24 protein-coding genes and 6 pseudogenes are annotated in these 25,369 nt (G+C 52.7%); 7 read left to right on the forward strand and 23 right to left on the reverse strand.

Annotation, left to right across the window (positions count from 1 at the left end):
- Positions 1 to 312 (reverse strand): annotated as a pseudogene (locus V7676_RS17540) (hypothetical protein); the annotation flags it as partial.
- 914 nt (positions 313 to 1,226) lie between these two features.
- Here V7676_RS17540 and V7676_RS17545 point away from each other — a divergent pair.
- Entirely contained in the window at positions 1,227 to 2,768 is a 1,542-nt protein-coding gene (locus V7676_RS17545) for a Fic family protein (RefSeq protein WP_335660891.1), read from the forward strand.
- Positions 2,769 to 2,908: 140 nt separating this feature from the next.
- Here V7676_RS17545 and V7676_RS17550 read toward each other — a convergent pair whose 3' ends face one another.
- On the reverse strand, positions 2,909 to 3,142 hold the full coding sequence (locus V7676_RS17550) for a hypothetical protein (RefSeq protein WP_335657526.1): 234 nt from the start codon (positions 3,140 to 3,142) through the stop codon (positions 2,909 to 2,911).
- 80 nt (positions 3,143 to 3,222) lie between these two features.
- Here V7676_RS17550 and V7676_RS17555 point away from each other — a divergent pair, with 80 nt between their 5' ends.
- Complete coding sequence (locus tag V7676_RS17555) at positions 3,223 to 5,475, forward strand: TonB-dependent receptor family protein (RefSeq protein ID WP_335660892.1); 2,253 nt, start codon at positions 3,223 to 3,225, stop codon at positions 5,473 to 5,475.
- Positions 5,476 to 6,753: 1,278 nt separating this feature from the next.
- Here the strand turns inward: V7676_RS17555 and V7676_RS17560 are convergent.
- From V7676_RS17560 to V7676_RS17575, 4 genes and pseudogenes are all read right to left on the reverse strand, one after another.
- The gene (locus V7676_RS17560) at positions 6,754 to 6,927 is read right to left on the reverse strand and encodes a hypothetical protein (protein ID WP_164089308.1); all 174 of its coding nucleotides are present in this window, start codon (positions 6,925 to 6,927) and stop codon (positions 6,754 to 6,756) included.
- Between the two features lie 41 nt (positions 6,928 to 6,968).
- A pseudogene (locus V7676_RS17565) lies at positions 6,969 to 7,381 on the reverse strand (Tn3 family transposase); the annotation flags it as partial.
- Positions 7,341 to 7,505, reverse strand: a complete 165-nt coding sequence (locus V7676_RS17570; RefSeq protein WP_335660893.1) for a hypothetical protein — start codon at positions 7,503 to 7,505, stop codon at positions 7,341 to 7,343. The pseudogene V7676_RS17565 and the gene V7676_RS17570, both read right to left, overlap by 41 nt.
- 30 nt (positions 7,506 to 7,535) lie before the next feature.
- A complete protein-coding gene (locus V7676_RS17575; RefSeq protein ID WP_335660894.1) occupies positions 7,536 to 8,024 on the reverse strand; it encodes a KUP/HAK/KT family potassium transporter in 489 nt (162 codons plus the stop codon).
- Between the two features lie 49 nt (positions 8,025 to 8,073).
- On the opposite strand from V7676_RS17575, the pseudogene V7676_RS17580 reads away from it, so the two are divergent.
- Positions 8,074 to 8,856 (forward strand): annotated as a pseudogene (locus tag V7676_RS17580) (IS5 family transposase).
- A gap of 105 nt (positions 8,857 to 8,961) precedes the next feature.
- On the opposite strand, the gene V7676_RS17585 reads toward V7676_RS17580, so the two are convergent.
- Both V7676_RS17585 and V7676_RS17590 read right to left on the reverse strand, forming a co-directional pair.
- The gene (locus tag V7676_RS17585) at positions 8,962 to 9,594 is read right to left on the reverse strand and encodes a DsbA family protein (RefSeq protein WP_335660895.1); all 633 of its coding nucleotides are present in this window, start codon (positions 9,592 to 9,594) and stop codon (positions 8,962 to 8,964) included.
- A 20-nt stretch (positions 9,595 to 9,614) separates the two neighbouring features.
- Positions 9,615 to 10,058, reverse strand: a complete 444-nt coding sequence (locus V7676_RS17590; protein ID WP_335657530.1) for a disulfide bond formation protein B — start codon at positions 10,056 to 10,058, stop codon at positions 9,615 to 9,617.
- 122 nt (positions 10,059 to 10,180) lie between these two features.
- Between V7676_RS17590 and V7676_RS17595 the strand changes: the two are divergent.
- A pseudogene (locus V7676_RS17595) lies at positions 10,181 to 10,390 on the forward strand (transposase); the annotation flags it as partial.
- A 428-nt stretch (positions 10,391 to 10,818) separates the two neighbouring features.
- On the opposite strand, the gene V7676_RS17600 reads toward V7676_RS17595, so the two are convergent.
- The 8 genes and pseudogenes from V7676_RS17600 to V7676_RS17635 all read right to left on the reverse strand — a co-directional run bounded on the left by V7676_RS17600 (position 10,819) and on the right by V7676_RS17635 (position 16,804).
- Positions 10,819 to 11,208 carry a hypothetical protein gene (locus V7676_RS17600; RefSeq protein WP_335657531.1) on the reverse strand — a complete coding sequence of 130 codons (390 nt, stop codon included), beginning with the start codon at positions 11,206 to 11,208 and terminating at the stop codon, positions 10,819 to 10,821.
- Positions 11,209 to 11,635: 427 nt separating this feature from the next.
- Positions 11,636 to 11,860: pseudogene (locus V7676_RS17605) on the reverse strand (IS110 family transposase); the annotation flags it as partial.
- A 247-nt stretch (positions 11,861 to 12,107) separates the two neighbouring features.
- Positions 12,108 to 13,358 (reverse strand): dihydrolipoyl dehydrogenase family protein, encoded by a 1,251-nt coding sequence (locus tag V7676_RS17610; RefSeq protein WP_335660896.1) that lies wholly within the window; start codon positions 13,356 to 13,358, stop codon positions 12,108 to 12,110.
- A 236-nt stretch (positions 13,359 to 13,594) separates the two neighbouring features.
- Positions 13,595 to 13,969, reverse strand: coding sequence for a hypothetical protein (locus V7676_RS17615; protein ID WP_335657533.1), 375 nt, complete (start codon positions 13,967 to 13,969; stop codon positions 13,595 to 13,597).
- 32 nt (positions 13,970 to 14,001) lie between these two features.
- The gene (gene merC / locus V7676_RS17620; protein ID WP_335660897.1) at positions 14,002 to 14,439 is read right to left on the reverse strand and encodes an organomercurial transporter MerC; all 438 of its coding nucleotides are present in this window, start codon (positions 14,437 to 14,439) and stop codon (positions 14,002 to 14,004) included.
- Between the two features lie 31 nt (positions 14,440 to 14,470).
- Positions 14,471 to 15,898 (reverse strand): mercury(II) reductase, encoded by a 1,428-nt coding sequence (gene merA / locus V7676_RS17625; protein WP_335660898.1) that lies wholly within the window; start codon positions 15,896 to 15,898, stop codon positions 14,471 to 14,473.
- Between the two features lie 35 nt (positions 15,899 to 15,933).
- Positions 15,934 to 16,278, reverse strand: a complete 345-nt coding sequence (locus tag V7676_RS17630; RefSeq protein ID WP_335657535.1) for a heavy-metal-associated domain-containing protein — start codon at positions 16,276 to 16,278, stop codon at positions 15,934 to 15,936.
- Between the two features lie 10 nt (positions 16,279 to 16,288).
- Complete coding sequence (locus tag V7676_RS17635; RefSeq protein WP_335660899.1) at positions 16,289 to 16,804, reverse strand: mercuric transporter MerT family protein; 516 nt, start codon at positions 16,802 to 16,804, stop codon at positions 16,289 to 16,291.
- Here V7676_RS17635 and V7676_RS17640 point away from each other — a divergent pair.
- Positions 16,752 to 17,150 carry a MerR family transcriptional regulator gene (locus V7676_RS17640; RefSeq protein WP_335660900.1) on the forward strand — a complete coding sequence of 133 codons (399 nt, stop codon included), beginning with the start codon at positions 16,752 to 16,754 and terminating at the stop codon, positions 17,148 to 17,150. The two genes, V7676_RS17635 and V7676_RS17640, sit on opposite strands and share 53 nt — an antisense overlap.
- 218 nt (positions 17,151 to 17,368) lie before the next feature.
- Here V7676_RS17640 and V7676_RS17645 read toward each other — a convergent pair whose 3' ends face one another.
- From V7676_RS17645 to V7676_RS17660, 4 genes are all read right to left on the reverse strand, one after another.
- Complete coding sequence (locus tag V7676_RS17645) at positions 17,369 to 18,439, reverse strand: PepSY-associated TM helix domain-containing protein (protein ID WP_335660901.1); 1,071 nt, start codon at positions 18,437 to 18,439, stop codon at positions 17,369 to 17,371.
- Complete coding sequence (locus V7676_RS17650) at positions 18,439 to 20,622, reverse strand: TonB-dependent receptor (RefSeq protein ID WP_335660902.1); 2,184 nt, start codon at positions 20,620 to 20,622, stop codon at positions 18,439 to 18,441. The genes V7676_RS17645 and V7676_RS17650 overlap by 1 nt, the downstream gene beginning before the upstream one ends.
- 474 nt (positions 20,623 to 21,096) lie before the next feature.
- Positions 21,097 to 21,492 (reverse strand): hypothetical protein, encoded by a 396-nt coding sequence (locus V7676_RS17655; protein ID WP_335660903.1) that lies wholly within the window; start codon positions 21,490 to 21,492, stop codon positions 21,097 to 21,099.
- Positions 21,492 to 21,704 carry a hypothetical protein gene (locus V7676_RS17660; protein WP_335660904.1) on the reverse strand — a complete coding sequence of 71 codons (213 nt, stop codon included), beginning with the start codon at positions 21,702 to 21,704 and terminating at the stop codon, positions 21,492 to 21,494. The genes V7676_RS17655 and V7676_RS17660 overlap by 1 nt, the downstream gene beginning before the upstream one ends.
- A gap of 3 nt (positions 21,705 to 21,707) precedes the next feature.
- Here V7676_RS17660 and V7676_RS17665 point away from each other — a divergent pair, with 3 nt between their 5' ends.
- Complete coding sequence (locus tag V7676_RS17665) at positions 21,708 to 22,025, forward strand: hypothetical protein (protein WP_335660905.1); 318 nt, start codon at positions 21,708 to 21,710, stop codon at positions 22,023 to 22,025.
- 168 nt (positions 22,026 to 22,193) lie between these two features.
- On the opposite strand, the gene V7676_RS17670 is transcribed toward V7676_RS17665, so the two are convergent.
- The 3 genes from V7676_RS17670 to V7676_RS17680 form a co-directional block, all read right to left on the reverse strand.
- Entirely contained in the window at positions 22,194 to 22,904 is a 711-nt protein-coding gene (locus tag V7676_RS17670) for a ZIP family metal transporter (protein WP_335660906.1), read from the reverse strand.
- Between the two features lie 598 nt (positions 22,905 to 23,502).
- Complete coding sequence (gene merB / locus V7676_RS17675) at positions 23,503 to 24,141, reverse strand: organomercurial lyase MerB (RefSeq protein ID WP_335660907.1); 639 nt, start codon at positions 24,139 to 24,141, stop codon at positions 23,503 to 23,505.
- A gap of 23 nt (positions 24,142 to 24,164) precedes the next feature.
- On the reverse strand, positions 24,165 to 24,428 hold the full coding sequence (locus tag V7676_RS17680; RefSeq protein WP_335660908.1) for a hypothetical protein: 264 nt from the start codon (positions 24,426 to 24,428) through the stop codon (positions 24,165 to 24,167).
- A gap of 438 nt (positions 24,429 to 24,866) precedes the next feature.
- Between V7676_RS17680 and V7676_RS17685 the strand changes: the two are divergent.
- Positions 24,867 to 25,369: pseudogene (locus tag V7676_RS17685) on the forward strand (transposase); the annotation flags it as partial.

Raw genomic sequence — 25,369 nt, forward strand, 5'->3', positions numbered from 1 at the left:
GCCGAATATATATTCATGGGTTCGGCTCCGCCCGAAAGCCCCGGCGACCATAACACCGGCCTGCAAATTTTGTGCCGTAGATATGAGAATATCAGAAGGATGGGAACTTCGCGATGACAATAGTTGCAATTGCGGGTCCACACCATGACTAGCGAGATATTTGCAAGCCGCATCTGGCGGAATTTCGGTTCCCTTATCTTCATCAATTGATACGATATGGACCTCACTAGCAATTTTGATCAAAGGAAGCGACGAGCGTAATGCATTGGCAGATTCAATACTCCCATTCCAACAGATGATAGCCGGATCCATAAGATTGATTCCAATAAAATCATGAGGTTGGAGCAATGTTGGGGTCCGTATGTGACTTAGTAGGTCTCCGAAAAATGTTGTTGACCTGTTTTTATCAGAATTGCCGGGCGGCCGACCCAGAATCGCGATGTCCCGCAAGGAACTCTCACGTATTATAGCCGTAACTGGATCTCCTTCAATATGATTGAAATCCCAGCTTACATTCTCTTTGTCTAACCGCTCTTTTGTCTGCATGCGGATCTGCCTTCCGGCGAGGATGGGAGGGGGAGGGAAAGCTCAAATCGTTACCCTAGCGCGGGCCAGCGCCCATTCGGCCATGAGAGAGGCAAGAATGCCTGCTGGTCAGCATAAAAACGCCGCGCCCTCAACAAGCACAGCGCAGCAAGAGCGCGTCCTTAGATAATCCCGCTCAATTTACCTGCGTTCCCGATCGTCACCCGGATGGGCCAAGACCTGGGGCTTGGTTCGCGTGAGCGAATAGAGCGGGCTGCCGTCAGGCAACGCCCATTGCTTGCAATCACAACTTTTTAAGCCAATTGCCGAATATCTATATATGTTCAAAAAGATAATATTCTAACATCTACAGGTGCTCAAAATATATTGATTTGAATTGGCGTCAGTTACTATTTTGTACCCATCTATGACATACAGCCTACATTTCAGAATTGCCTAATATGCTCATTCGCCTCCAGTTGATTGACCGGTCCTGATGTCCCCGTTCGGGCGGAGCACAGCGCTGCTGGGTTCCATTATGACAAAGATGTTCACATTGAAACATAGCCCGGGGAACGAATTTATTCTAATATTGGAGAACGATATTCACATTTTGTGTAAATTGTGATAGATTTTCATAGATGGTGAACGCGATTCGCAAGTAACCACGGTTCAAGTGATGGTTTTTCACGGAGAAAATTATGAGTGAGTGGCCTTCACAGGCGGTGAATGATTTTCGCGGACGCAGGCTCCCCGAGCCTGCGACGCCTTGTGGCTATGCTGCCTTGATCGCCGCCTATGGCCTTTCACTCCCCTTACCGCCTCGCCTAGCAGCGATTGCCGGACGCCATCATCCGGTATCAACTTCGGACTGGATTATGCTGACCCCGCGTCACCGTCCCGAAGCGAGTCTTGCAGGCCAGTTGGTGTTCGCCATGAAGTGGGAAGGCATTGATCTCGGCGTTCTGGCGCAGCTCTTCAAGACCATCGAACCTGAAGCGATCCGCGAATTCGTAATGGCGACACCGACCGGCGCCTTTGCGCGCCGAGCGTGGTATCTTTACGAATGGCTGACGGGCACCGAACTCGAAATCCCTGACCCTGGTAAAGTTCGGCTGGTGACGATCGTCGACCCTAAGCTGCAATTCGCTCTCGCTAAGGGGCAAGTTTCATCTCGGCACAAGATCCTCGACAATCTTCCAGGAACACCGGCCTTTTGCCCAATGGTCCGCCGAACACCGGCCCTGCAGGCTGCCGCGGACAAGCAGTTGGATAAACGCGTACGTGCCGAAATCGGGCGCGTCCGCCCCGACCTCGTGGCGCGCGCGGCTGCGTTCCTTCTATTGAACGATTCCAAGTCATCCTTTGCGATCGAGGGCGAAAAGCCTTCCGGCACCCGCGCGGTACGATGGGGTCAGGCAATTGCGCAAGCGGGCAACAATCCCGTCACTCTGACCGAATTTGACCGTCTTCAAAGCATCGTGATCGGTGATGCGCGCTTCGTAAAACTCGGTCTTAGAACGCAAGGCGGCTTTGTCGGCGTTCATGACCGGGATTCAGGAGACCCGATCCCGGACCATATCAGTGCGCGCCATGATGACATTACAGACTTGCTGACAGGGCTTGTCGTCTACACCGAGCGAACACTCACCGAAGCGTTCGATCCCGTTGTCGCCGCAGCAGTTCTGGCGTTTGGGTTTGTCTACATCCACCCTTATGAAGATGGCAACGGGCGCATTCACCGTTGGCTCATCCATCACGCACTGGCAGCCGCCAGCTACAATCCGCCCGGCCTGGTATTCCCGATCAGCGCTGCCATTCTAAGACAGCTCGACGCGTACCGGACAGTGCTGGAAACCTATTCCAGGCCTCTTCTCCCCGAGATCGAATGGCAACGGACGCAGAGCGGCAATGTCGAGGTGCTCAATCATACCGCCGACTTCTATCGTTATTTTGACGCCACCGCGCATGCCGAATTTCTCTATGAATGCGTGGAACAAACTATCATCCACGATCTTCCCGAAGAAGTTTATTTCCTGGAGGCGTTCGACCGGTTCGGTGACGGCGTACAGCAGGTTGTCGACATGCCGTCAGCGCAGATCGAGTTGCTTCAAAAGTTCCTTCAGCAAAATGGCGGTCAGCTTTCCCAGCGCGCGCGCGCACAAGAATTTGCCGCACTGACTGATGAGGAAGTCTTACGGGTCGAGCAACTCTATCTAGATGCGTTTGAACCCCCAGCATGAATACAACAGCGAAAATCAAAGCAATTTTGGAATTTGCACGTGATTAACTCGGAAGCAAATTTGTCAAATACCTTGGCATGCAGAGGATCGTATCGTGGAACGCCAGTCCCTAATCCCCTGCCTTGTGGAAGTCGGCGATGCTAGTTGAACTCATCTTGGGCGCTATTGTTGAGGAGGGCTTCAGCGCGGGCATAAAGCATGGCAAAGGCATACTTGTAAAGCGAGAAGCCAAGCAGGAATTGGCGCAGATAAAGTAATCCATAGCTCAGCCCACTATGCGAGGATGGCAGACCGCTGGCCCCTTCCCCACCCCGAGAAAATAGCATGAGAGCAAGCGCCAGAATGATAGGTACTGACAAAAGTTTTGAGAGCATCGCAATTATACTCTTGCGAAGCATTTGCAATAACGTTAGAGGCAGCCCTCCCGACACCGCTCGGAGAAAAGGAAACCTCTATGTATCGTGCTGCCGTCTCGTCCCTCGCAGTTGCCTTGTCCATGCCAGTGCAAGCCCAAAAGAATAATTGGCCCGTCGCCGAGAAAGATGGAACTGAGCAGGCTTCGGAAGACCGTCAGGCAAATCCCGATACTTCGATTATCGTCCTCGGAGGCCGGATTGATCCCTACCGGATTCCCGGTTCTGCCGATCTGCTCGACAGCGAAGATCTCCGCCGCTTCGACCATGGGGATGTAAACCGTGTCCTGCGTCAGGTGCCCGGGGTAAATATCCAGGAGGAGGATGGGTTCGGGTTGTTTCCAAATATCGGACTGCGTGGTAGCCCAGTCGAACGATCGAGCAACATCACACTCATGGAAGATGGCGTATTGATCGCGCCGGCCCCCTATGCCGCGCCGGCTGCATATTATTTCCCCGCCATCGGACGTATGCAGGCGGTCGAGGTAACGAAGGGCGCAGCCGCGATCCGCTCTGGACCTCGTACTATCGGCGGAGCGGTCAATCTTCGGTCTACCCAAATCCCGACGGATGGATTCTCCGGCTATGCTTCAGGCCAATATGGTTCGCGCAATTACTTCCAAGGCCAGGGCTGGGTTGGAGCTGACACAGATTATGTTGGTGCGCTGATTGAAACCTACCAGCAGGGCAGCGACGGCTTCAAATCAATCGACGGGCGTCCAGATGCTGACACCGGCTTTGAACGACAGGATTATCGTGGGCGATTGGCTGTTCACACCGCGCCAGACGCACCCGTAGAGGCTCGCTTGGAATTTGTTTATGGCCGGTCTGACCTTAAAGCCAATGAGACCTACCTCGGACTTGCCGATGCCGATTTCGCGGCAGAACCCTATCGTCGCTATGCGAGCAGCCAGCGCGACGCATTTTCCGGGAAGCACGACCAATTTCGTATTATCGGCACCTTGGCGTTTGCCGATGAGACGAGGATCACGGCCACGCTGTATCGCAACGACTTCAGCCGCAGCTGGTCGAAACTTCAGGATATCGATTTCGATGGCGACGGTCGATTCGATTCGATTCAGACTGTTTTCGATAGCCCCGATGACAATCGCGAAGCTCTTAGTATCTTACGCGGGGCGGACAGTGCGAATGGCGCGGTGCGGATCCGCAACAACAATCGCGTCTATCGTAGTGAAGGAGCCCAGTTTTCTTTGGAACGCCCGTTCGCCATCGGCGCGACGCGCCACAATCTCGCGGTCTCCGTCCGCTATCACGAGGATGAAGAAGACAGACTGCAAAACGAGGAATTCTACTCCCAAATTGGCGGAGACCTCGTCTTTGAGCGCCAGACCGATATCGGCCAGCAGGCCAACCGGGAGGCGAAAGCGAAGGCCATCGCATTTTACATCGAGGACCGGATCGAGATCGGTGCCGTGACGCTGACGCCCGGGTTGAGGTACGAAGGGATTGATTTGACCCGGTTGGACTATGCAGGATCGGACCCGGATCGATCGACCGGGCCAACCCGGGTTCGCCGCACCAATATCGACCAGTGGCTGCCTGCTCTGGGTGTTACTTACGAGTTTGGCGACGCCATTGTGCTTGCAGGAGTATCACGCGGCTTCTCTCCTCCCGGCCCCGGCAGTCCGGACGCCCGCGCCGAAAAAAGCTGGAACTACGAAGCCGGCGTCCGCTTCAGGACTGACGAGGTCCAGGTCTCTGCGATTGGATTCTACAACGACTATTCCAACTTGCTCGGTAATTGCACCCAATCTGTCGGCTGCAGCGTCGGCGACATTGGCGATCAGTTCAATGGCGGCGCAGTTACCGTCAAGGGCTTGGAGCTGTCGGCAGCGGTCGAGCCACGCGCCACCGACACAATCTCGTTTCCCCTGTCCCTCGCGTATACGTTCACGGATGCACAATTCGACAGTAGCTTCGACAGCGATTTTTTCGGTGATGTGACTGAAGGCGATGCCCTGCCCTATATTGCGCGGCATCAACTGTATATAGAAGCGGGTGTGAACGCGGGCCGCATTGCGGTCAACCTTGGGGTAAACTACCTTTCCAATTTGCGCAATGAACCCGGGAGCGGGGCTATTGCCGTAAATCAAGGGATCGACGAGCGCATCATCTTTGATCTTGCGGGAAATTTCGCGCTGACCGACAGTCTCTCCCTGTTTGCACGCGTTGATAACATATTCGATGACCAATACGCCGTCAGCAGACGTCCCTTCGGCTTGCGTCCTGGAATCCCCCGGCGGTTCGTGGGAGGCGCTCGGGTCAGCTTCTGAACCCCATGTATGTCCCGAAGCTATGCTCTTTGCACCAACCATCAACGCTGCGTGTTCGCGGGTCCATTCCGTGGAAAGATGAACCTGACTTTAAAGTGAAATACAGGGCGGGAGTGCCGACAATACTGCGATTTACCCTTGAACAGAGTTCAGTTCAGTGCTCATTAATGCGGATAATCCCGTTGCCGAAGCTTTTTGCAAGTTAAGGTTTGATCGAGCCGGCTATCTCTTTGCTGCTTCAGGGGCTGTCATTGACACGCGGTCCATCATTGAAAGATCGTTACCGTCAATTTTGATGTAATTATCCAGAAATGATCAGTTATCGGCGATTTTCCAAATATTATTCTCAATATTTTTATCCGCCCAGCAAGGCAAAACCCCTGCTTCCGAGAACGTTCAGGTGGATCTAGGGGACCAATAATAACGGATGCGGACAATTTAGAAGCAAAATTCGAGTAACACCGCCGAATATATACTCATGGGTTCGGCTCTGCCCAAATACCCCGGCGACCAGCAAACCGGCTGGCAAATTTTGTGCCATAGATATGAGGATATCGGAAGGATGGCAACTTCGCGATGACAGCAATTGCAATTGCGAATCCACACCATTTGCAAGCCGCATCCAGCGGAAATTCGCTTAACCTTTTGCACCGATTTAGTGCCGGTTCGAGACAGACGAATTTTAACCAAATTATGTGGTGGACTAAATTCTTAACAAATTGTTAACTCGTCTGCATGGAACGAAAAAGAAAACATCGACTCGTATTACGTGATGAGGGTGCAAAGCACCCATTCCGATTAGCATTGCCGAGGGCAGTTTTACAAGTTGCCAAAGAGCAGGCAATCGTCGACGTGCGCGAGCCCGCCAACAGTATTTGGCAAAACGAATTTTCTCTTTCGGGCATATTGATTTTTATAGCCTTCTTCTCAGTCTTCTATTTGTTTATTTTATGAGGGCAATTCCGTCCCATTGGTCATCACAAGACAGATTCAGGTGATGCCCAAGCCACCCAGCGATCAGGCACATCGCGGCAACCATCATCAGCCTCTCGAAGGTTGGAACATCCAAAACACTCAATCCCAATGCGGCCAGTGCACCGAGCACCATGCCCAGAATTGACTACATTATTGGTGGCAACACCGACAAAACAGGCTTGCAACGCTTGGCATGGTTGTTAAAACATTCTCCACCAAAGGCGGGAATTGAATGATAAGAACGGAACCGATCGGACCAGAAACGAGCCGCCACATCCTCGGCTACAATATCAAGCAGATTTTCTAGATATTGGGGATAGTACCGCTGATACAGGCCATCAGGGCTTGACCTGATGATAAATTCTCTGCGCTGTGCGTAACCTCAAACAAATCTAAAACCTCAAAATTGCCGGCATTGCGGCCCACTAGAAAGCCGCGTTTCTGCAAGGCCTCGTTATTGCTTTCGATGTTATTCATTCAAACAGCGTATTGATGACCGGACAATCTGGCACTGTTCCGCCTTGCCGGAAGGTCGAAATCGCTTGCGTCAGGGCATGACGCTGTTCGCTCTTGTTAAGGCCGGCCCGGCAGCGGCGTCGCAATTCGGGGCTTTCGAGCCAGTCGAGCATGAACAGCGTGCGCTCGATCTTGCCAATTTCCTGCAAAGCCACGTCCAGCTGGTTTTGCCGTTCATAATACGCATCATTACCGACGGCGCGACGTGGCCGGTCTTGATGGATGCTAACAGACACATAATGTCATCCCAATGCTCCCGGATTTTCTCGGTTTTTACGCGCTGGCCAAGGAGCGGCGAAATTTTTGGATAACGCGATGGCATTTCCATCGGTATCAGTCTGCGGTCCTAAAAATCACGCAAGCGCGGGCAGAAACTAAAGTCCAGCAGCGAGCAAAGCGCAAATATATGATCGGTCGCGAGCCATCTCGACATAGATGTGGCAATCGCGGCGGGGGGCGATCACCGCTGCCTGCCCGTCGGCACCGACGAGATAGGAAAGGTGCGATAATCCGGGTGTCTTGATCTTTTCGATAAGCATCTAGGTTCTCCTTCTAATAGGGTGATTGGATCATATCGCGAGCGATATCGTCTGGCAGAGGCGGGGGCCCGTTGTCCTGTGACAATTCGCGAAACGCGTGGTTCTGCGACAGGAACACACGCCCGCGGAATTCCTCGAGAAAGTCGGCTCGTTTGAGGCGTCCATCACAGGTCCCTTCACCTCGGAAAGATTGAGATCAATCTCGGTATAGGCAAGTCTGTGATTGATCGCCTCGATTGCGCTGAGGACTGAAATGGCCCGCGTGATTGTGCCGTCTCCATACAGGAGCGAGGCTCCGAAAACACCCATCGCGACTAGGGCGGCGTGGATGACCCCCGCGCGCCGCCTGCACGGACCGAGCCGTGCGACCAGCGCAATGATACCGCCTTCGCCCTTGTTGTCGGCGCGTAGAACGACCGACAGGTATTTGATTGAGATCACGACTATGAGCGACCACACCATCATCGATAAAACGCCGTAAATATGCTGCGGCGTCACCCGCAGATGGCTTTGTTGCATAACAAGGTGATGGATTCCCTCGGGGAATCGATATGTATAGATGGGCCTGATGCCCAGACCCATCTCCCCGACGTACCGCACGACCAATTGGCCCGCTTATAATGCATCGCTGAAGCAGCGAGGTTCATTGGATGTGTGGTTTGACCAGAGATAAACTGGCTCTCGGTACCAGTTGGTCGGCCCGGTTGGCCGATGCGGTTTTCTGACAGCGCAATTGAGCTGTGCATGACGCTGAAGATCCTGTTCAACCTTCAGCTACGACAGGTGACGGGTCTGGTTGCGAGCCTGCTCAAGATGGCGAAACTGGACTGGCCAGTGCCGGATTATACGACGCTTTGCCGCCGTCAAAAAGCATTGTCGGTGAACCTCGGTGGGCGGCCCAGTTCGGGCGGGCTACATCTGCTGGTCGATAACACCGGGATCAAGATGATGGGTGAAGGGGAGTGGAAAACGCGTAAACATGGCGCTTCATACTGCCACCAATGGCGCATATGACACGAGAGGCTATCATGCCGTCATCGCTGAGCACGGTGCCAATCCGATCATCCCGGTACGCCGCAACGGGCGGCTGTGGACCAAAGAGGGCCCTGGCGTTGACGCCCGCAATGAAGCACTGCGCACAACCAAACGGCTTGGCCGGACGATCTGGAAAAAGTGGAGCGGCTATCACCGCCGCAGCCTTGTCGAAACCAAGATGCATTGCTTCAAGCTCCTCGGCCAGCGCGTCGCCGCGCGCACCTTCGACCATCAGATTACCGAACTAAAAGCCCGCGCTGCAGGCCTCAATCGGTTCTCAGCAATAGGAAACCCGAAGACCATCCGGGTCGCATAATAACTCCAAGTAAAACCTAACTCGCGACCGTCACGAGTTATGCAACAAAGCCCGTAGAAGAGAACCTGTCGAGAAGGGCCGTTGCAGCCCTGCCAGCCACCGTCTTCACTCTTGGTTTGGGTTTTGTTGAGCTTCGACCTCAGCGCGAACCTGAGCGTAGAGGGGTTCAGGACCAAATTCAGCCAAGGGTTTACCATTTACAAAAAAGCTTGGCGTTCCCTTGACGCCAAGCGTGTTCGCGTCCTCCAAATCGGACTTCATCATCGCATTTATACCGGCGCTCGGCATTGCCTTGGCCTTTACAAGATCGAGCCCGGCCGCCTTTGCGGCCGACCATGCTCCTGTCATGTCACCATTGTGCCATTTGGGCTGCGCGTCCAATAGTGCCTCCATTACCGGTTGCAGGACGCCCTGCGCACGTGCAGCCTCCAGAATACCAATAGCTTCAGCGGAACCTTCGTGCAGCGGCAGGTAACGCATGACAAGCCGAACATCCTTTGGATACGCGGCGAGTATTTGCTTGACGCTTGGGTAAAAAGCACGGCAGGCCTCGCAAGACGGGTCGAAAAATTCTACAATTGTCACCGGTGCACTCTTGGGTCCGATTATCGGTGAATGAGGACGCACAAATATGTCCTTTGGCACAGCCGCCGCCTTGGCTGCGGGTTCTCCAGCAACCGAACTGCTGTATAGAGTTACCCCGGCAGCGAAAGCGCCAACTGAGAGCAAACTCGTCAAAACTACTCCAAAACGCCTGTTCATGATCGTGATCTCCGATAAAGGTTGAGAAAAAATAAGATGGCCGAAAAGGCTACCAGCGAGAGAAGCGGAATCGGCACGGCACCAAAAAGCGTCATTTCGCCGTTTGAGCAGGACGGTCCTGAACCGCATTGTTGGATCTCGTCTGGTACAACTCCAAGATAGAGCAACAAATGATAAAGCGCGATCACCCACCCCGCCAACGCAAGGGCAAACGCATAGGGGAGCACATCTCGATCCGATCGGTAGGCCGCGATGCCGAGCATGATGGCCAGCGGAAACATAAAGGCGCGCTGGAACCAACATAACTCGCACGGCGTCTGGCCCATCACCTCACCAATAAAGATTGCGCCAAGGCTGGACGATAGCGCAACGAACCAGGCAGCAAACAACGCTGTCCAACCGCTACCGGCATAATGCCCCCTTGATCTGATTTCGTTCATCGCAGCCGATCGCATCGGGCAAAAATACCGATGAAAATGCGTTGTTGGGTCATATCTAGCTCCTCTTGATCATTAGCAGTATAAACTATCGGGGGCTATAGTAGTAAGCATCGGATTATACATCGGCCGATGATCTGATGGCCCTGCCGCTACCCCGACCCAGGGCGCTGCTGGCGGACAAGGGCTATGACGGCGACAGGTTCCGAGAAAATCTGCTCATGCGCGGCATCCTCCCAATCATCCCGCCGCGATCGAACCGCAAGGTGCCTGAGCATCCCGACTATCGCCGCTACAAGGCTCCTGTACATTATTGGGACACAGATTCACGGTAGGCGTGTAAAATAGCAGCCGGTCGGCTAACGCGCCAAAGCCCACCATTCGCAGCCCCTCTTGCTACACCACGACCACCTTCGCGCCTAGCATGTGCTAGCATAACTAAGCCGTGCACGGTGTTCGAAGAGTCACCGACCATGATTTTCCTGCCACGGTTTCGTCGCGGCGATGCGAGATAATTTGAATAGACGTGCCTTGGCATACCAAATTGGGCGGATGGCATCCCACACTCGTGTAGGGGTGGCAGAGAATAAATTTTCATGGTTTTAGGAACGATCAAGAAAAGGCTCCTGAGTGCCTAAATTTCATAGGTCACTCAGGAAAAATAATTTTCCGCTGCGCTCGGGGCATTGTGCACGCTGCGGGACGCGACCGTCAGGAATTTACTTTCCTATGGTCTAATAACCGCAGCTATTTCCGAATGCAATTATTTGATGTTGCGACCATCAAACGCCACCCCCGACACGGCAGCTTTCAGCCCAGTTGCCAGAGCTTCGATCAGATGGCTTTGGCTTTCACAATTTGTGATTGCGTGGGTCGTGCGAAAATTTTCGCGGCAATCAGATGACCATGCGCCCTCGACAGCTCGCAATGGCAATTCGTCGCTTTTCCACCTAATAGACAGACCGCCGTTTCCTATTGTCCAAATTTCAACTGTAGCAGATAAACCCGCTCCCGTTATCATAAGTGTATAATCATCTTTGTTTTCAACAACCAACACATCAGCGCCTGCTTCTTCGCAGGATGCGACTATTAACGCCACCAGACCTTGGCGACCTTCGGTTTGATTTAGCAAAAATTGTGGACTGTCGGTCATTTAACTTGGTTTCACTTCGCTTCATTTATCTTATGCACAAGCAATGCTTAATAAAATACCAATACCCGCCCTGAAAATGGGAGTTCGTGGCAACAAATGCTTCTCTCTCAATGATAGTTGGATCCTTAACGTCGCCTGCTTACGTCACAGTCTGCAATAGAACCTGCCATTCAGCAATCCACCCGATTGTTCTCTAATACGTCAAGGGCAACTGCTGTTTTCCTGAACTGGTGCGATTGCCTGTGGGTGTCTGCGTTCTCTGTGTGTTCGTCGGCACTTTATGGAGTCAGCTGGTTGCGGTGTGGCGAGGTTGAAATCGCAGTCGAGCGACTGGGGCCGCATGCTACACAATAGGCGCCATCATCCGCTCCCTCCCTCGGGCGTTTGCTCCCGCTCGGGAGCTCGTTTCGATCTCCTTTCTTACCGGTCAGGCCGGATGGAACGCGGTCCCATCTCGGAGCATGGCATGCATGATGATGGCAAGGCGCCGCGCGAGCGCGATGCGCGCCTTCCGCATGGTCGAGCGCTGCGCAATTGCCAACGCCCAATTCTTAAGCTTCAGTTCGCCCCTGTAGCGGGTCAGCATGACGTGGGAAACCTCATAGAGAAGCATGCGCACCCTCCGGTCTCCACACTTTGATATGCTGCCGACATCGCTCGATTTTCCGGTTTATGTCGTATCGGGTGATGAGATATGCTCCGGCTTGCCTGTTTATTAGGCTGGCATCGGGATTAGTTTGGCGAGTTTGCGCATCTAGAACGAATATTAAAGCTGGACCGGCTACGTCTCCGGCATCGCCGTTCGTTCTCCCATAATCGCAGTATCACCCGCTTCCACAGAAATACTGAATCACATCTCTATATTGCTTGCAAGGCTGAATTTTTTTATACACGTCACCTCACAACATCGAGCCAACATCAGAGCCAACCGACGGATAGGCACTGACCATTTTTTTCAGTTCGCTCGTGGTCAAATCAAGACGCATCGCCAGACCGAAAAAATTGATGATTTCGGCATACTCCGGCCCCAACAAATGCGCGCCCAATATTTTGCCGGTTTCATCATCGATGATCACCTTGGTGGCGGCGCAGGTCTCTCCCACTCGCAGATTGGAATACCAGCCGCTTGTATCGTTGGTCGCGATGCGCAACTTGTAACCGGCCGTTTTTGCTTCTTCTTCCAGCATACCCACACGCGCCAGTTCGGGTATCGTAAATACTACTATGGGAACCCCTTTGTAGTCTGGCTTGGCATGATTGCCTTTCAGCATATTTGACGCAACCGCCTTACCTTCAAACACCGCCACCGGCGTGAGCGGTGCACCTTTGGTGTCCGCTGCATCCCCCGCTGCATAGATTGACGGATTGGAGATACTTTGCAGATATTCGTTCACTTTGACGCCATGGGCGTCGGACTCGACGCCTGCCTTGTCCGGATCAAGATCATCGATCGCAGGAACGCGCCCCGCACCATGCACGATCAAATCAGCTGAATATTCTTGGATGTTGCCGTCGACATCAAGAGTCACCGAATAGCCGCTACCTTCCTTGGCGATGGAGATGAGACTGGTTTTCTTGACGACCTCAATTCCTGCCTCTTTGCTTCGCTCCAGCAATTTGTCGACGAGATCAGGATCAAAGCCCTTGAGGGGACGCTCGCCGCGATCAATGATCTGAACATCGCTGCCCGCGCGCGCCGCGATATGTGCAAACTCGAAAGAGATGAAACCGCCGCCCACAAACAGTATCTTCTTCGCCTGCAGCCGTGTTTTTCCGTCAACCTCGATTATGTTCTCAGCGATAAACTTTGCACTGCCGTGCAGCGTTGTGACACCATTTTTATCAAGGCCAGATTCAATTTTCGGTGGCATTTTTTCGGTGAATGCCCGCTTGAACGCCATCAGGTCCGACCAGTTGATAGCCAGACTGCCGGGCTCGATGCCCTTGCCATTCATCAAGGAAGCAGCATCAATTATCTCTGCGCCGCGTCTCAACATTTTTTTGGGATCACAGCCTCGCAAGGCACATGTACCGCCATAGGGTAGCTCGTCCACGACGGCGACGGACCATCCCGCTGACGCACATTTGTTGGCCGCAGTGACTGCCGCCATGCCGACGCCGATGACGATGAGATCAAAAGACTGGGTCATGATTGGTTCCTTGATAAGCGACATTTGGACTAACGGGTGGAGCGGCTGCGGGTTCCGCGACGATCGATGGAGATGCTGTCAGGGAGGATGAGGCAAGGGGGTAAATGCTGAAAGTTCGCATCATAGGTCTCTGAGGACTTTGTTTCGGCTCGCCATTGCACTTCGGCGATATATGCTTGACGTGAAAGCAGGTCGCGTTCGTTTCGACGCCTCACCCTCCTTTGTGAAGCATGGCCCTAACAGCATGCCGCTTCTGGCGTATCAAACAGGCCCTTGAAATCGGTTTTTCCGCTCAGGCGATCAAGATAGAAGTCTGGATCTTTTGCAAAAACCTCTGCGCAATGGGGGCAGCGACAGAAACGAATTTCCTGCCCGTTGTGCAGTACGGGAACCGTGTAGGCGGTCGGTTTTTCAGCAAGACACGCGGGACAGACATGGATATCCCTAACCTCTTCGACAAAACGTTCTGGCTGTTTCTGGAAAATATCGGCGCAACCCTGGCAACAGAAGAAATAGACGATCTCATTATGGACAGCCTGTGCCGCCTGGTCGTCGGTAATTCCAAGCCGCACCAAAGAGCAGCCACAGGTGGGACAAATTTTAACGTTCATGACGCTTAGTTTCCTATCATGTTTCAAATTTCTTATGCCGTAGCCTTGGGAACCGGGCATCGTTTTAATGGTGGTGACACAATGTCGAAAATTGAGGACCCAATCATAAATGCCAACCCAACATAGAATACGGCATTGCTCCAGTCTGCCGACCAGAAAAGGTAGAATTTTGCTAATACCAAAACTGGTCCGATCAGGCTCAATATCCCGCGCCAAATGATGCGGTGGCGATTGAACAAATAAAGATTGGCAATCAGGGCAATGATGACAAAAATTGGTAATAATCGCGTTATAATTAGGCCTTCATAGTGATCCAACCACCCAAGGCCCAGCGAAGCCCCGAGGGCGGCAATGGCCGGAAAACAGTTTGCGCAGCCCATTGCTGCGACAATGGCACCGATTGCGCCCGCGCCACTCCCGCTACTTGAGGCAATATTGGCTGCACTTTCGGTCTCAATATCTGTTTTCATAGGCGATTCATTTCTCCACGGCCTGCCTGAGCTAGCCCGCGCAGCAGGAGAGCTTGGTCACATCTTTGTCGAATGTCTGGGCAGCAAGTTTCAGACCTTCAACAGTGGTTAGATAGGGAAAAATTGTTTCCCCAAGCGCCTTTGCCGTCATTCCAAATTTTAGGGCCATAACCAGTGTCTGGATGCTGTCCGAACCCTCGGGAGCCATAATCTGACCGCCGAGCAATTTGTCGGTCTTCCGGTCAGCTACCAACTTGATCAGGCCTCTCGTGTTACGAGCCGCCAATGCCCGCGGCACCTGATCCAACGGGACAAGGGATGTTTTAACATCAAAACCCGCTTCTCGCGCGTCGGCCTCACTCAAACCCACGCCCGCGACCTGGGGGTCGGTAAAGACCACCCACGGCATGGCCGAGTTATCATATGATTCCGACCCCATAGCTACTGCGTTCTTGGCAGCGAGCTTTGCGCCATAAGCGGCCATATAGACAAATTGATCGCGGTTGGTCACATCTCCTGCCGCATATATTTTTGGATTGGACGTTTGCATGTTGTCACCGACGACAATCGCGCCGCGCTTATCAAGCGTAACGCCGACATCTTCGAGACCCAACGCTTCTGTGTTCGGTGTCCGGCCTGTCATCACAGCCAGACTTTCGGCGGTAAGTTCAAGCCGTTCGCCTTCATGCTCGATACAAATCGTGACGCCAGAAGTGTCTTGCCGACAAGCATCGTAGGTACTTCCGCAATACATGATAATACCTTCAGCGCGGAAAGATTCAGTCAATGCATCCGAAATTTCTGGTTCTGCACCGGGCAATAGACGTGAACGGCAAATGATCGTCACTTCGACGCCCATCCTCGCTATCATCAAGGCCAATTCCGATCCGATATAGCCGCCGCCGATGAAAATCAGGCTCTTGGGCAATATTTTCAGATCGAGCAATTGGGTGCTGTCGAGCGTTGAAACCTCGTCAATCCCCTTGATGGGAGGGAGAGAAGGACGGCCACCCGTCGCAATAATGATCTTTGGCGCATGGATCTTGCGTTCGCCAATTTGAACCCCGCCCTCGACAACGCGAGCTGGCCCTTCATCGAAATAATCGACATTCTCATATTCGGGCAACAGGTCGGCATATTTTTTTTGCTGCAACCCGGAAACGAGCTCATCTTTCGACGTTACGAGCTGTGCCCAGTTTTCTACTCGGGCATCCCCGGCGATTCCGGGAAAGCGGCTTGCTGATTTGGCACCATGAATAGCCTCTGCGGCGCGTATCATCGCTTTCGATGGAACGCACCCGACATTAACGCACGTGCCGCCAATCGCGCCGTGACCGATTAGAGCAACCTTTGCCCCGTTCCCCGCCGCCGTAATCGCAGCTGAGAACCCTGCTGATCCAGCACCCACGACAACAAGGTCGTAGCGTCTGCCATCGCCTGACGCGCAACAATCATCCATAATTTTCAATTCTTTTGCTTAGGGTTTAAACAATCTTACTTTGCGGCGGCGATTTTCGCTGGGTAACCCGCATTTGTCGATGCAGAAGCAATCGCCGATTCAGTGGTGCGTTTAGGGTCAAACGTCACTTTTGCCGTTTTTGCCTGAAAATCAACATCGACAGAAGACACGCCGCTAACCTTGCCCATCGCCTTCTTGACGGTGATCGGACAAGTGGCGCAGGTCATTTTTTCGATTTTGAATGTTTCGGTTTTGAGGGCATTTTGTGATGCCGCCTCTGCAACGGCTTGGGCGCCGGAAGTTGGTAACAATGTCATGGCACCGAGCCCCCCAGCGCTAAGGGCAACAACGACTGAAAATATGATATAAGCACGTTTCATAATCTTTCTCCTAGTAAAAATACGGTGCCCACCAATCGATTGTGATTGATAAAGCGATGAGTGATGTGCCCAGCCACAGGGCAGATTTCGTGATGATTGATGATTGTGGGCGAGCACAATAGGAACCGTCTTCACAGTCAGGTCTTGTCCGAAAATAGACATGCCAAAAACCCGCTGCCAAAAACCCGAGAGTTATTGCGACAAAGTACCACTTATAAGGTTCAAGAGCGGTAAGATTGCCAATCCACGCTCCGCTTACGCCAAGGGTTACAAGGACGAGCGGTACAATACAGCAGGACGATGCCAAAATTGCGCCTGCTATGCCGCCCACTGCCCACCAACTTTGCTTTTCTGGCGATTGTGGGGGCATTTCTGTCTTAACGGTCTCTGGCAATATCGTATCTTTCATTGCGATTGATCTTCGATGGAGATAACTATACGCTCTGTAGTAACTACAGGAACAAGGACTTTTTATGCAACAATCTGTCAAGCGCGGAAAACTGGCCAAAATCGCCGGCTGCAACATCGAAACGATACGATATTACGAGAATATCGAGCTGTTACGCGCCGTTGATCGAACAAGCAGTGGTCACAGGGTCTATTCGCCTGATGACCAGGCACGGTTACGCTTCATTCTGCGCGCGCGGGAACTCGGTTTTTCAATTGCGGAGCTAAGAGGTCTTCTTAGCCTGGTCTATTCCAACGAATATACGTGCGGAGAAGTGTTGGCCGTAACCAACGATCACATTACCAGTATTCAACGGAAAATATCCGATTTAAAACGTCTGGAGCACACATTGTCGGACATGGCGCAGAAATGTGATGGCGGAGAAGTACCGGACTGCGCCATCGTTGATGCAATGTTTCATTGAGGACAGCTTTATCCTATATCGCGCGCGCCAACAGGACTGTCAGGGTTGCAAGCATCGGCACTAAGGACCGCTATCGACGTAAAAGTTGGACAAATAGTGCGAGCTAATTGCTGCCCCAAAACATCCACTCGTTCGAGTTCGGCGAGCCGCCGATCACGTTTGGTGAGCAGGTTGTCCCGCTACAGAGGACCCTCTTGCCATTGTGGCGACCCGACCGTTCAGGGCTTTATCGGTTTCGGTATTGCTTTTCTTCGGAACCAAAAACTCCACACGGCCAGACTACCCAGCAGTGCCAATGCCAAACCGGCAATCGTCTGCACGACTTTATAGGCTGTACCGCCAACCTTTGCCGCATGGAGCGGATAGGTGAGATTGAATAGCTGCAAACCCTGCGGCATCGCGAGCGCATCTTTAGCACGAAGAAGATTGCCGGTTGCGCCATCAAACCAGATGATCGTGCGGCCATTATTGTGCCATTCACCCGGCCGCTTCAACCGGATGGCCACGGGATCGCCCGCCTTTCGCGGCAGTCCGATGATACGGATGGTGGCATCAGGAAAGCGCGCTTGCGCCACTGCCGTGATGCGAGGCCAATCGGCATTATCCGCAGGACCCGCGGCCACTTTCGGCGGTTCGAGTGCCGACTCCATTTCAGCTGCGCTGGAGAAAGGCGACAGCAAAAGTTCCGCGACCGGCTTGAGCGTCATCATCACACCGGTCAACATGGTGAGGAACAGCAAAGGCGCGAGTATCACGCCCATATCGCGGTGTTGCCTGATGATTGCGGGTCTTGTCATTCTGGCAGGCCACAGGCGCAACCTGAATGTCTTTCGTGTCGGCCACCACAATATCAGTCCGGTAATGATGAATCCAAGCCCGACCAGTCCGGCAATGCCGCTGACCGTCTCTCCCGCTTCCCCGACAAGCAGATGGTGGTGCAGATCAAACAGAAAAATTTCCGAGCGAGCCCAGATGCTGTCCCATGACGTTATCGCCGATCCGCTGGCATCGGCATAAAAGCCGCTGTCCGGTCCGGTGCGCACCGTGTGGAGGGCAATATCGCTGTTGGCAAAAACGATGGAGGTCGGTGTTTGGGTCGAACCAGCTAGAATATTCTGCGTAAGCGCGCCAAGTGTGGCCGGGTCGGTCTCAACAACAGCTTCCGCCGACACTGTCAGACGCAGCCAGGCGCCCTTCCACAACAATAAGGCGCCGGTCAGGCCGAGCAGTGCCAGCAACAGACCGATTAATCCGCCGGCCCAACGATGGATCGACGCGACCAGCTGCATCAGAAGCTATATTTCCAGCCCAGCGTGAACGCACGTCCACGGCCGGATACATAAGTGCTGTCATTCACGAAGGTAACCGTCTGTGCATAATAGGTAATATATTGCTTATCGAGAATATTCTGGATGCCCAGGCTGAAATCACCAAAGTCGTTGCCTGTGTATGACAGCGCAAGATCAACCAGCGTAAATCCGTCAAAATCATTCTGTGGCAATCCGCCATCGAATGTCCGGTCAAAAAAGGTCGATGACTGAAGCCGTGCTGACAGACCATCGGCAATCGGACCTTCGACGAACAAATTCAGCCGGTCCGGCGAAATATTGCGTCCGTCGAGATCGCGGTCAACAATATCATCACCATCGCTGTCAAAGCGACCGTAGAGTTTTGCAAAATTGGCACCGAAGCCAAAGCCGGATGGGAAATGGTAATCGGCAGCAAATTCAAACCCGGAAATCTCGGTGCGTTCCCGCCGGATTTGTCCAGCGCCATTGACCACCTGAATCCGCGAACCCAGATCGGAATTGGACCAGAAATAGCTGGCGTCGAGGTTCAGACCGTCTTTGTGATAGCCCGCCCCGATTTCGATATTGTCGGCAATTACCGGCTGCAGATCGATGAGATCGGCCACCGTCTGTCCGGGCGTGTTGACGGAACGCAGAACCAGGCCGGCGTCCGGCATGGTGAAGCCCTGCGCATAAGATGAAAAGAATGTCAGTCCTTCCAGCGGTTCGACGACGATGCCGGCATTTCCGAGCAGCTTGTCGAATGTCAGTGAAGAGCCTTGGACAAAGGTAGATCCGGCGCTCGCGATCGTGGTGAAATCGGGCACGTCGAGCGTCACATTCTCGTAGCGCAGCCCGCCGGACAGACGCACGGCCTCGTTGAGGAAGGTCTGCTCGAGCTGCACGAAGGGCGCGAATTCCTGGAATTTCAGCAACGGCACCCAGAGCCTGTCCGTCTGTGCCAGTTCCTGAAAGGTCTCGTCATGCAGATAGTCGGCACCTGCCGCGATCTGTAGCCCGTTCCATAAAGTATCTTCGCGCACATAGGTCAGCTTTGCGCCATATTTTTCCGATGCCAGTGCTGACTGATCGAACAGGCTGCCCGCTGGCGCAATCGACACATCCTGAAAGACCGGGAACGTATCTCCGCCATATAGCGCGTAGAAATCATAATAATATCCGGCGAGCGACAGCTTGCCGCCGAACAGGTCCCCGTCGGTGTAGGACAGAGCCATGTTTACCGCTTCATTGAATGTCGGGTCGCCGGCCGGTACGCCGCGTACGCTGGTTGCGGGAATGCCCCCGGCAATGTCGCCGTCGACGCGAACATAATCGCCGTCACCGGCAAGATTGAAATAGTTGGCCGTCAGTTCGATCCGCTTGCTGTCATCAATGTCGAGACCAAACTTCCCGAAGACATTATAGGATGTAGTGTCGGCAAGGTCGCCCTGTGTGGGATCGACGCCAACGGCGTTGCCGTTCCCGTCATAATATAAGTCGTTTTTCTGGAAGGCCCCGGCGACGACAAAATCCACAGCACCAATTTTTTGCCCCAGCAGAGCCGTGAGCCGTGTGTGGAAGCCATTGTCTTCAAAGTCGTCGGTCGAGATTTCGGCGGAAACTTTCGCCAGTAGGTCGCCACTGGTCGGCGGAGCAACCGTGACATAATTAATGACACCGCCGGTCGCGCCCACACCCTGGATGGCATTGGCACCGTAAATCACCTCGACGCGGTCGACAAACGCCGGGTCGATCGTGAACCCACTGCGCTCTCCGTTGCGCAAGGGAGTCGATTGCGGAATATTGTCGAGCAGATAAAGCGGCGTGCGCCCGCGCAGGGTGACGCTGCTGCTTGTCATCTTCTGCCGTCCGGGGGTCAGGCTGGGAATGGAAAAACTGAGGCTATCGAGCAGGCTCGTGCTGACCGACAATTGCTGCTCGATCGTCTCGCGGTCAATGACGCGAACGCTGTTCGGAATGGCACTGATCGGCTTGTTGACGCGCGATGCGGTCACGATAATTGCGGGTTTGAATTCATCTGCCGGGCCAACATCATCATCTTGTTGATTTTGGTTTTGCGATATCGGCGCGCCGCCACCCTTTGCCCATGCGGTGGGGGAGTGCATGGCAAACAGCAATACCCCGAAAGCTGTTAAGTTTTTGAAATGCGGTGTCCGATTCACGATATAATTCCCTGTCTAATCCCTAATTGCGATTGCGAATTATTCGCAATAATAGCAAAGGTCAATAGACCTATTGGATTCTTTCGAATATTTTGAAGCGAGCGGAATGGTTGTAAGCTTGCCAATATCCTGCGAACCAGACTGACAGTCTGCTTTTCATGACTCTCGATTTTAAATCAGACAGCAGAAGGACGGCTTTCCAGTTTAGCCGCACTTGGTGCTATCGGGTCGGGGCCTGAGCAGCCTAGAGGTTAGCACTTGCTCAAGAGGCGGCGTATGCGAAGCCGATGGCTATTGATGCATTAGATCAGGAACGGCAACGATTCTGACGAAATCCTCCAAAAAGCCCGTTAACCATCTGTTTTACAAACCCTAAAGAGGTCCGGCCGGTAAAAGCGTTGGAATTAGCCACTTCGCATATAACATATTGATTAATATAGTTTTTAGGACAAAAGTTTTACTAAACTAAAGCCTTTATCGCGACAGTGACTCCTGAAGCTGCTTAAACTGCCCCTGAATCACTGCTTTTTCCTGAAGAATCATCTTGTTCTCATCGAATAGAACTCCCACTCTATTCTGAGCGGCTATCATATCCGTTTTAGTGGCCTCCAATGCTTGGGATAGCACGGCCACTTGCTTATCGACGTCTGCTTTCTGGCTGGTGAGCGCGGCAATATTATCCACCAATTGTTCGCTTTTATGCTGCTGCTCCCGACTTTTTACCGAGGCGTCGTTAAGTTGATGCTCCAAGTTCTGGATATCGACCACTTGCCTATCTAGGGGGCCTGTGGAAGAACCGACAAATTTGGCAAGTTTGGCTCTAACGCGATCATAGCGAGCCAGTAGTTGCTTGAATTGCCCCTGAATCATCACCTTTTCTGAATTATTATTTTGTTCTCGTCAGTCAGAAATACAATCTTGTCCCGGCAGGTTTTTAGTTCAGCTTTGGCGACCTCCAATGCCTGGGATAACACAGCCACTTGCTTCTCCACTTCTGCTTTCTGAGTGGTGATCACTGCCATGTTTTCCACCAACTGTTCATTTTTCTGCTGGAAAACGGTGAAAGATGGAATGAAGTCCAATCATTGATTCAGTCTTTCAAGACTAATCCGCTGACGCATCCAGCAGATATCAGTTATTTGCAAAAAAAATTATTCTATTTGGGGTCTGGCGATCATCTCTACGGGATTTATTTTTCCTCATCGGTAAATCCTGCAGATGATCGCCAGACCCCAGGTGCTACTTGTAAAAGTGAAGAGTTCATTGAGTTTGCTCGTTGGCTGTTCTTCGCCAACGGTGGGAAAATACCAGCTAATTTGAAACATGGGCAAAGTAAAACTGTTAAGCACAACCATTTTGTTTGCAATCTTGTACAACGTGAATGCGATGACAGAGGCATTTAATCAATTGAAGTCGTAAGGGCACCACATCACTCGGGAGCATATGGCTGCATTTTCTCCATACCACACTGAGCATTTTGGTAGATTGGCTAGATTTGACGCTTTTACCGGTCGGACATCAATCTTGCTCTCCAAAATAAACCCTTTCGCACTGTGGATTGAAGTAGAAAATCAATGTATTAGCATAGTTCCGATCATGCCCAGTAAAAAACCAGTTACGGCACCCATTGCTGGGAAGTCTTGATCTTTTAGATGAGCCGCTGGAGCAATATCCTGAAAAATTAGATAAATGATACCGCTACTGCAGAATAGCATGATCAATCCCAGAACATGATTACTTGCTGACAAACAAGTATAGCCCAACCATGCCGCGAGCGGCCCCACTATTGGAACCGTAAGAAAAATCACCCAAAGTTTTATTTTTGTTACGCCGCCCGAGTTCATTTCATGATATGCTGAAAAACCTTCCGGCATGTTTTGTAGTGCTATCAGCGCAGCGAGCAGATACCCTGTATTCGAGCCTGTTGCCGCAGCTGCGCCTAACGCTATTCCCTCCGGGATAAAGTCCAATATCATTCCAAGAAATTGAGATATGGTATTACGTCTACGCCTCATCCATGAACTAAGTTGCCAAAAGACAATTCCTCCGGCCAAAAATGCTACTGTGGCATCAGGAATTGTGGTGTGTTCTATACCGTAAGGTACAAGTACAAGCGCTATTGCAGCTAGCAGCGCTCCACCACCAAAGTAAGAAACATAACTGTCAATCTCATGTTGGCAACAGTAAGATCTTAGCCTCTTATTGGTCGAGATCAATGCCCCTACAGGTATACTCATTCCGGCGACAAGAGCAAAACTTAATGTAGATGCCAGAGACAGCATGTTCGTTATTCCTAATAATTTTGATTAATTCCGTCCCATGATGCTTACACATATATGACCGCGTCATTTATCGATAGTTAATTGCTTTTAACAATACTTACCGTGGTGACTCATAGAGAACGCTTCAATTTTGCTGTTTTCCTATTTGTAATTCCAATAACTTAATCCTCGTAAGTGTTCGTTCTGTAACTAATCTAAATCCGGCTTCAGATTACCGCTTCTTTCTAAATAACGTTCACAACAGCAACGACCTTTTATTTTAGGTAGGAAAATCTGCCAAACAACAGGCGCCTGGAGGCAGGATCGCGGGGCAGTCCTGCAACCGCAGTTCCCAAGGGATCAGGACGAACCGCTGCACCGGACGACCACCAAAGACCCGATCGACTCGGGAAACGCGCGCGGGATGGCGCAAGCCCGAGACGGGCAAGACCCCGCCCCCGCCGGTCGATGCTCACGCCGGCATAGTGGGCCAGACGAGATTCCGTGTGGGGACCATTTGACACCGGCTTTGTTTGCATTGCTGGGCCACCCGGGTAGATTTCGCAGAGTGCAATCCGCACCTAGGAAGCGAATACCTAGCTGTAGAATCGTTATCCAATCACGATTTTCTCGATGGAATCGTCTGCAGCAGATGTCGATTAAGCTCTTGGCCCAAGCGGAAGCCATCTTGGACGCTTACGATCTCCACTCCTTCATGCTTGGAGGCCCAATCTTTCGCCGTCACGGCCGATGCAAAGAAATGGACGTGGCAACAGAATGACCGACGAATGTCCGCTGTTTCCTGCGGCAGTACCAACGACACTGCGGCGTCGGTCGGTGCGATATCCCGGATTTCGTTCGGCGAAACCGTGAGGGAAACTGGCGCCCCGGTTGCAGCGCAATGCGACGTCACGCGCGCCGTCTGGCCGATGAGGGCCGGAAGCATCAGAGTGTCCAGTGCGCACCAAGCGTATAGACGGCGGCCGTCAATCTCAAAGATATGCGAAGTCTCGCGCAAGGTGAGGCCATAACCAACAATATTCCCATCACTATCGTACTCGGTACTAGTCGTCCGTTCGAGTACCGCATTCACTTGCTGAGCAGGCCAGTCGAGAGACTTGGCAAGCGTCGTTCGTGAAACTGGACGCCCCTTGGCAAGCTCACGCAGCAGCACGACGAACAGTTCCCCGAAGCCTTGGGGCTGATTGGCTGGCGTCAGACTTTCTGCAATCTCGGTGAGGTAGCGGGTATGTTTCATACTAATTTCCTTTATAATTTCCTTTAGGATGCACAGCACCAAAGCTGCACGGTTCCGGCTCGGTTTATCCAAGCCTCAGCAATTCCTGTGTTTTGCTCCAGTTCGCGGAGAACTGGCTTGGCGAGACCTCCGCAGGCGATCTCTGGAGCCGCGGGGCACTGCCAGGGCACTTGGTAGAAGCTGACAAGCTCAGGTTGAACCTTCGACCTGCCCTCCGCGGCAAAGCTGGCTGTCGCCCACAGGGCGCTAATCACGGCAAAGGCCAAGGCGATGAAGGATTTTCTCATCAATTGTTCCTTCCTATTAGAGGGTTCCATTGTAACGTCCTCCGACGTAGTTTCTTCTGACATGCTGTTACGGTTGGGACCGAGGCTTTCGGCTCGCGCTGCAGGCACCCTACTAAGATAAGTTCGCAAGCGCCGCTCGATCGGTTACATTGAATGTGATTTATTCGCGCGAACTTGAGCATGAAATCTTGAGCCGCCGGCCGCCAGCGACGAAGCCGCTGCTCAAGCATGGCGCGATGCCACCGCGCAGCAAGACGGCGCGGCCCAACAGTGGTCTTCCTGAGATAGACAGGCGACTCTCTGCGGCATGCCTCACTCCGTGAATTTCGAACACGTCCCATGGCTCTAGCCCGGTACTGGGGTGACCTCGATATGGACTTGTAACGGTTTTGCGCCGGTGACTTGAGCGTATAACACTCGCACAAGGAGACCGGTAAGATGAAGAAGCATACAGAAGATTTTAAGCAAGAAGCGGTTCGGATTGCACTGAGCAGTGGATTGTCGCGGCGGCGCGTTGCCGCTGATTTGGGAGTTGGCTTGTCGACACTGGGCAAGTGGGTATCGCAATATCGTCCCAGTGATCTGGGTAGCGCTCCATCAACTGATCTGGCGAAGGAGAATGAACGTCTTCGCCTTGAGAACCGCATCCTCAAGGAGGAGAGGGAGATTCTAAAAAAGGCCACGCAGTTCTTCGCGAGCCAGCGCCCATGAGGTTCGCATTTGTGGATAGCTGGCGCCATATATGGCCGGTCGAGATGCTGTGTCGTGTAATGCGGGTATCGACGCGCGGCTATCGTTCCTGGCGTACGCGCCCAATGAGCCAGAGGGCCCGCATGGATATGAAAATGCTGGCGCACATCAAGGACCAGTATAATCTTAGCCTTGGCAGCTACGGCAGACCGAGGATGACAATGGAGCTTAAAGAGGCGGGGCTTGATGTT

Origin of the sequence: Parasphingorhabdus sp. (genome assembly GCF_036963805.1) — a bacterium.
Classification (GTDB): Bacteria; Pseudomonadota; Alphaproteobacteria; order Sphingomonadales; family Sphingomonadaceae; genus Parasphingorhabdus.

Coding starts and splice junctions, on each gene's coding strand:
- V7676_RS17640 (WP_335660900.1), top strand. CDS start 16,752: ATGCAACAATCTGTCAAGCGCGGAAAACTGGCCAAAATCGCCGGCTGC.
- V7676_RS17670 (WP_335660906.1), bottom strand. CDS start 22,904: ATGCTGTCTCTGGCATCTACATTAAGTTTTGCTCTTGTCGCCGGAATG.
- V7676_RS17570 (WP_335660893.1), bottom strand. CDS start 7,505: ATGCTTATCGAAAAGATCAAGACACCCGGATTATCGCACCTTTCCTAT.
- V7676_RS17545 (WP_335660891.1), top strand. CDS start 1,227: ATGAGTGAGTGGCCTTCACAGGCGGTGAATGATTTTCGCGGACGCAGG.
- V7676_RS17575 (WP_335660894.1), bottom strand. CDS start 8,024: ATGCAACAAAGCCATCTGCGGGTGACGCCGCAGCATATTTACGGCGTT.
- V7676_RS17635 (WP_335660899.1), bottom strand. CDS start 16,804: ATGTTGCAGCCGGCGATTTTGGCCAGTTTTCCGCGCTTGACAGATTGT.
- V7676_RS17555 (WP_335660892.1), top strand. CDS start 3,223: ATGTATCGTGCTGCCGTCTCGTCCCTCGCAGTTGCCTTGTCCATGCCA.
- V7676_RS17680 (WP_335660908.1), bottom strand. CDS start 24,428: ATGAGAAAATCCTTCATCGCCTTGGCCTTTGCCGTGATTAGCGCCCTG.
- V7676_RS17550 (WP_335657526.1), bottom strand. CDS start 3,142: ATGCTCTCAAAACTTTTGTCAGTACCTATCATTCTGGCGCTTGCTCTC.
- V7676_RS17590 (WP_335657530.1), bottom strand. CDS start 10,058: ATGAACGAAATCAGATCAAGGGGGCATTATGCCGGTAGCGGTTGGACA.
- V7676_RS17630 (WP_335657535.1), bottom strand. CDS start 16,278: ATGAAACGTGCTTATATCATATTTTCAGTCGTTGTTGCCCTTAGCGCT.
- V7676_RS17610 (WP_335660896.1), bottom strand. CDS start 13,358: ATGACCCAGTCTTTTGATCTCATCGTCATCGGCGTCGGCATGGCGGCA.
- V7676_RS17560 (WP_164089308.1), bottom strand. CDS start 6,927: ATGAATAACATCGAAAGCAATAACGAGGCCTTGCAGAAACGCGGCTTT.
- merB (WP_335660907.1), bottom strand. CDS start 24,141: ATGAAACATACCCGCTACCTCACCGAGATTGCAGAAAGTCTGACGCCA.
- V7676_RS17615 (WP_335657533.1), bottom strand. CDS start 13,969: ATGAACGTTAAAATTTGTCCCACCTGTGGCTGCTCTTTGGTGCGGCTT.
- merA (WP_335660898.1), bottom strand. CDS start 15,898: ATGGATGATTGTTGCGCGTCAGGCGATGGCAGACGCTACGACCTTGTT.
- V7676_RS17645 (WP_335660901.1), bottom strand. CDS start 18,439: ATGCAGCTGGTCGCGTCGATCCATCGTTGGGCCGGCGGATTAATCGGT.
- merC (WP_335660897.1), bottom strand. CDS start 14,439: ATGAAAACAGATATTGAGACCGAAAGTGCAGCCAATATTGCCTCAAGT.
- V7676_RS17655 (WP_335660903.1), bottom strand. CDS start 21,492: ATGATTCAGGGGCAATTCAAGCAACTACTGGCTCGCTATGATCGCGTT.
- V7676_RS17600 (WP_335657531.1), bottom strand. CDS start 11,208: ATGACCGACAGTCCACAATTTTTGCTAAATCAAACCGAAGGTCGCCAA.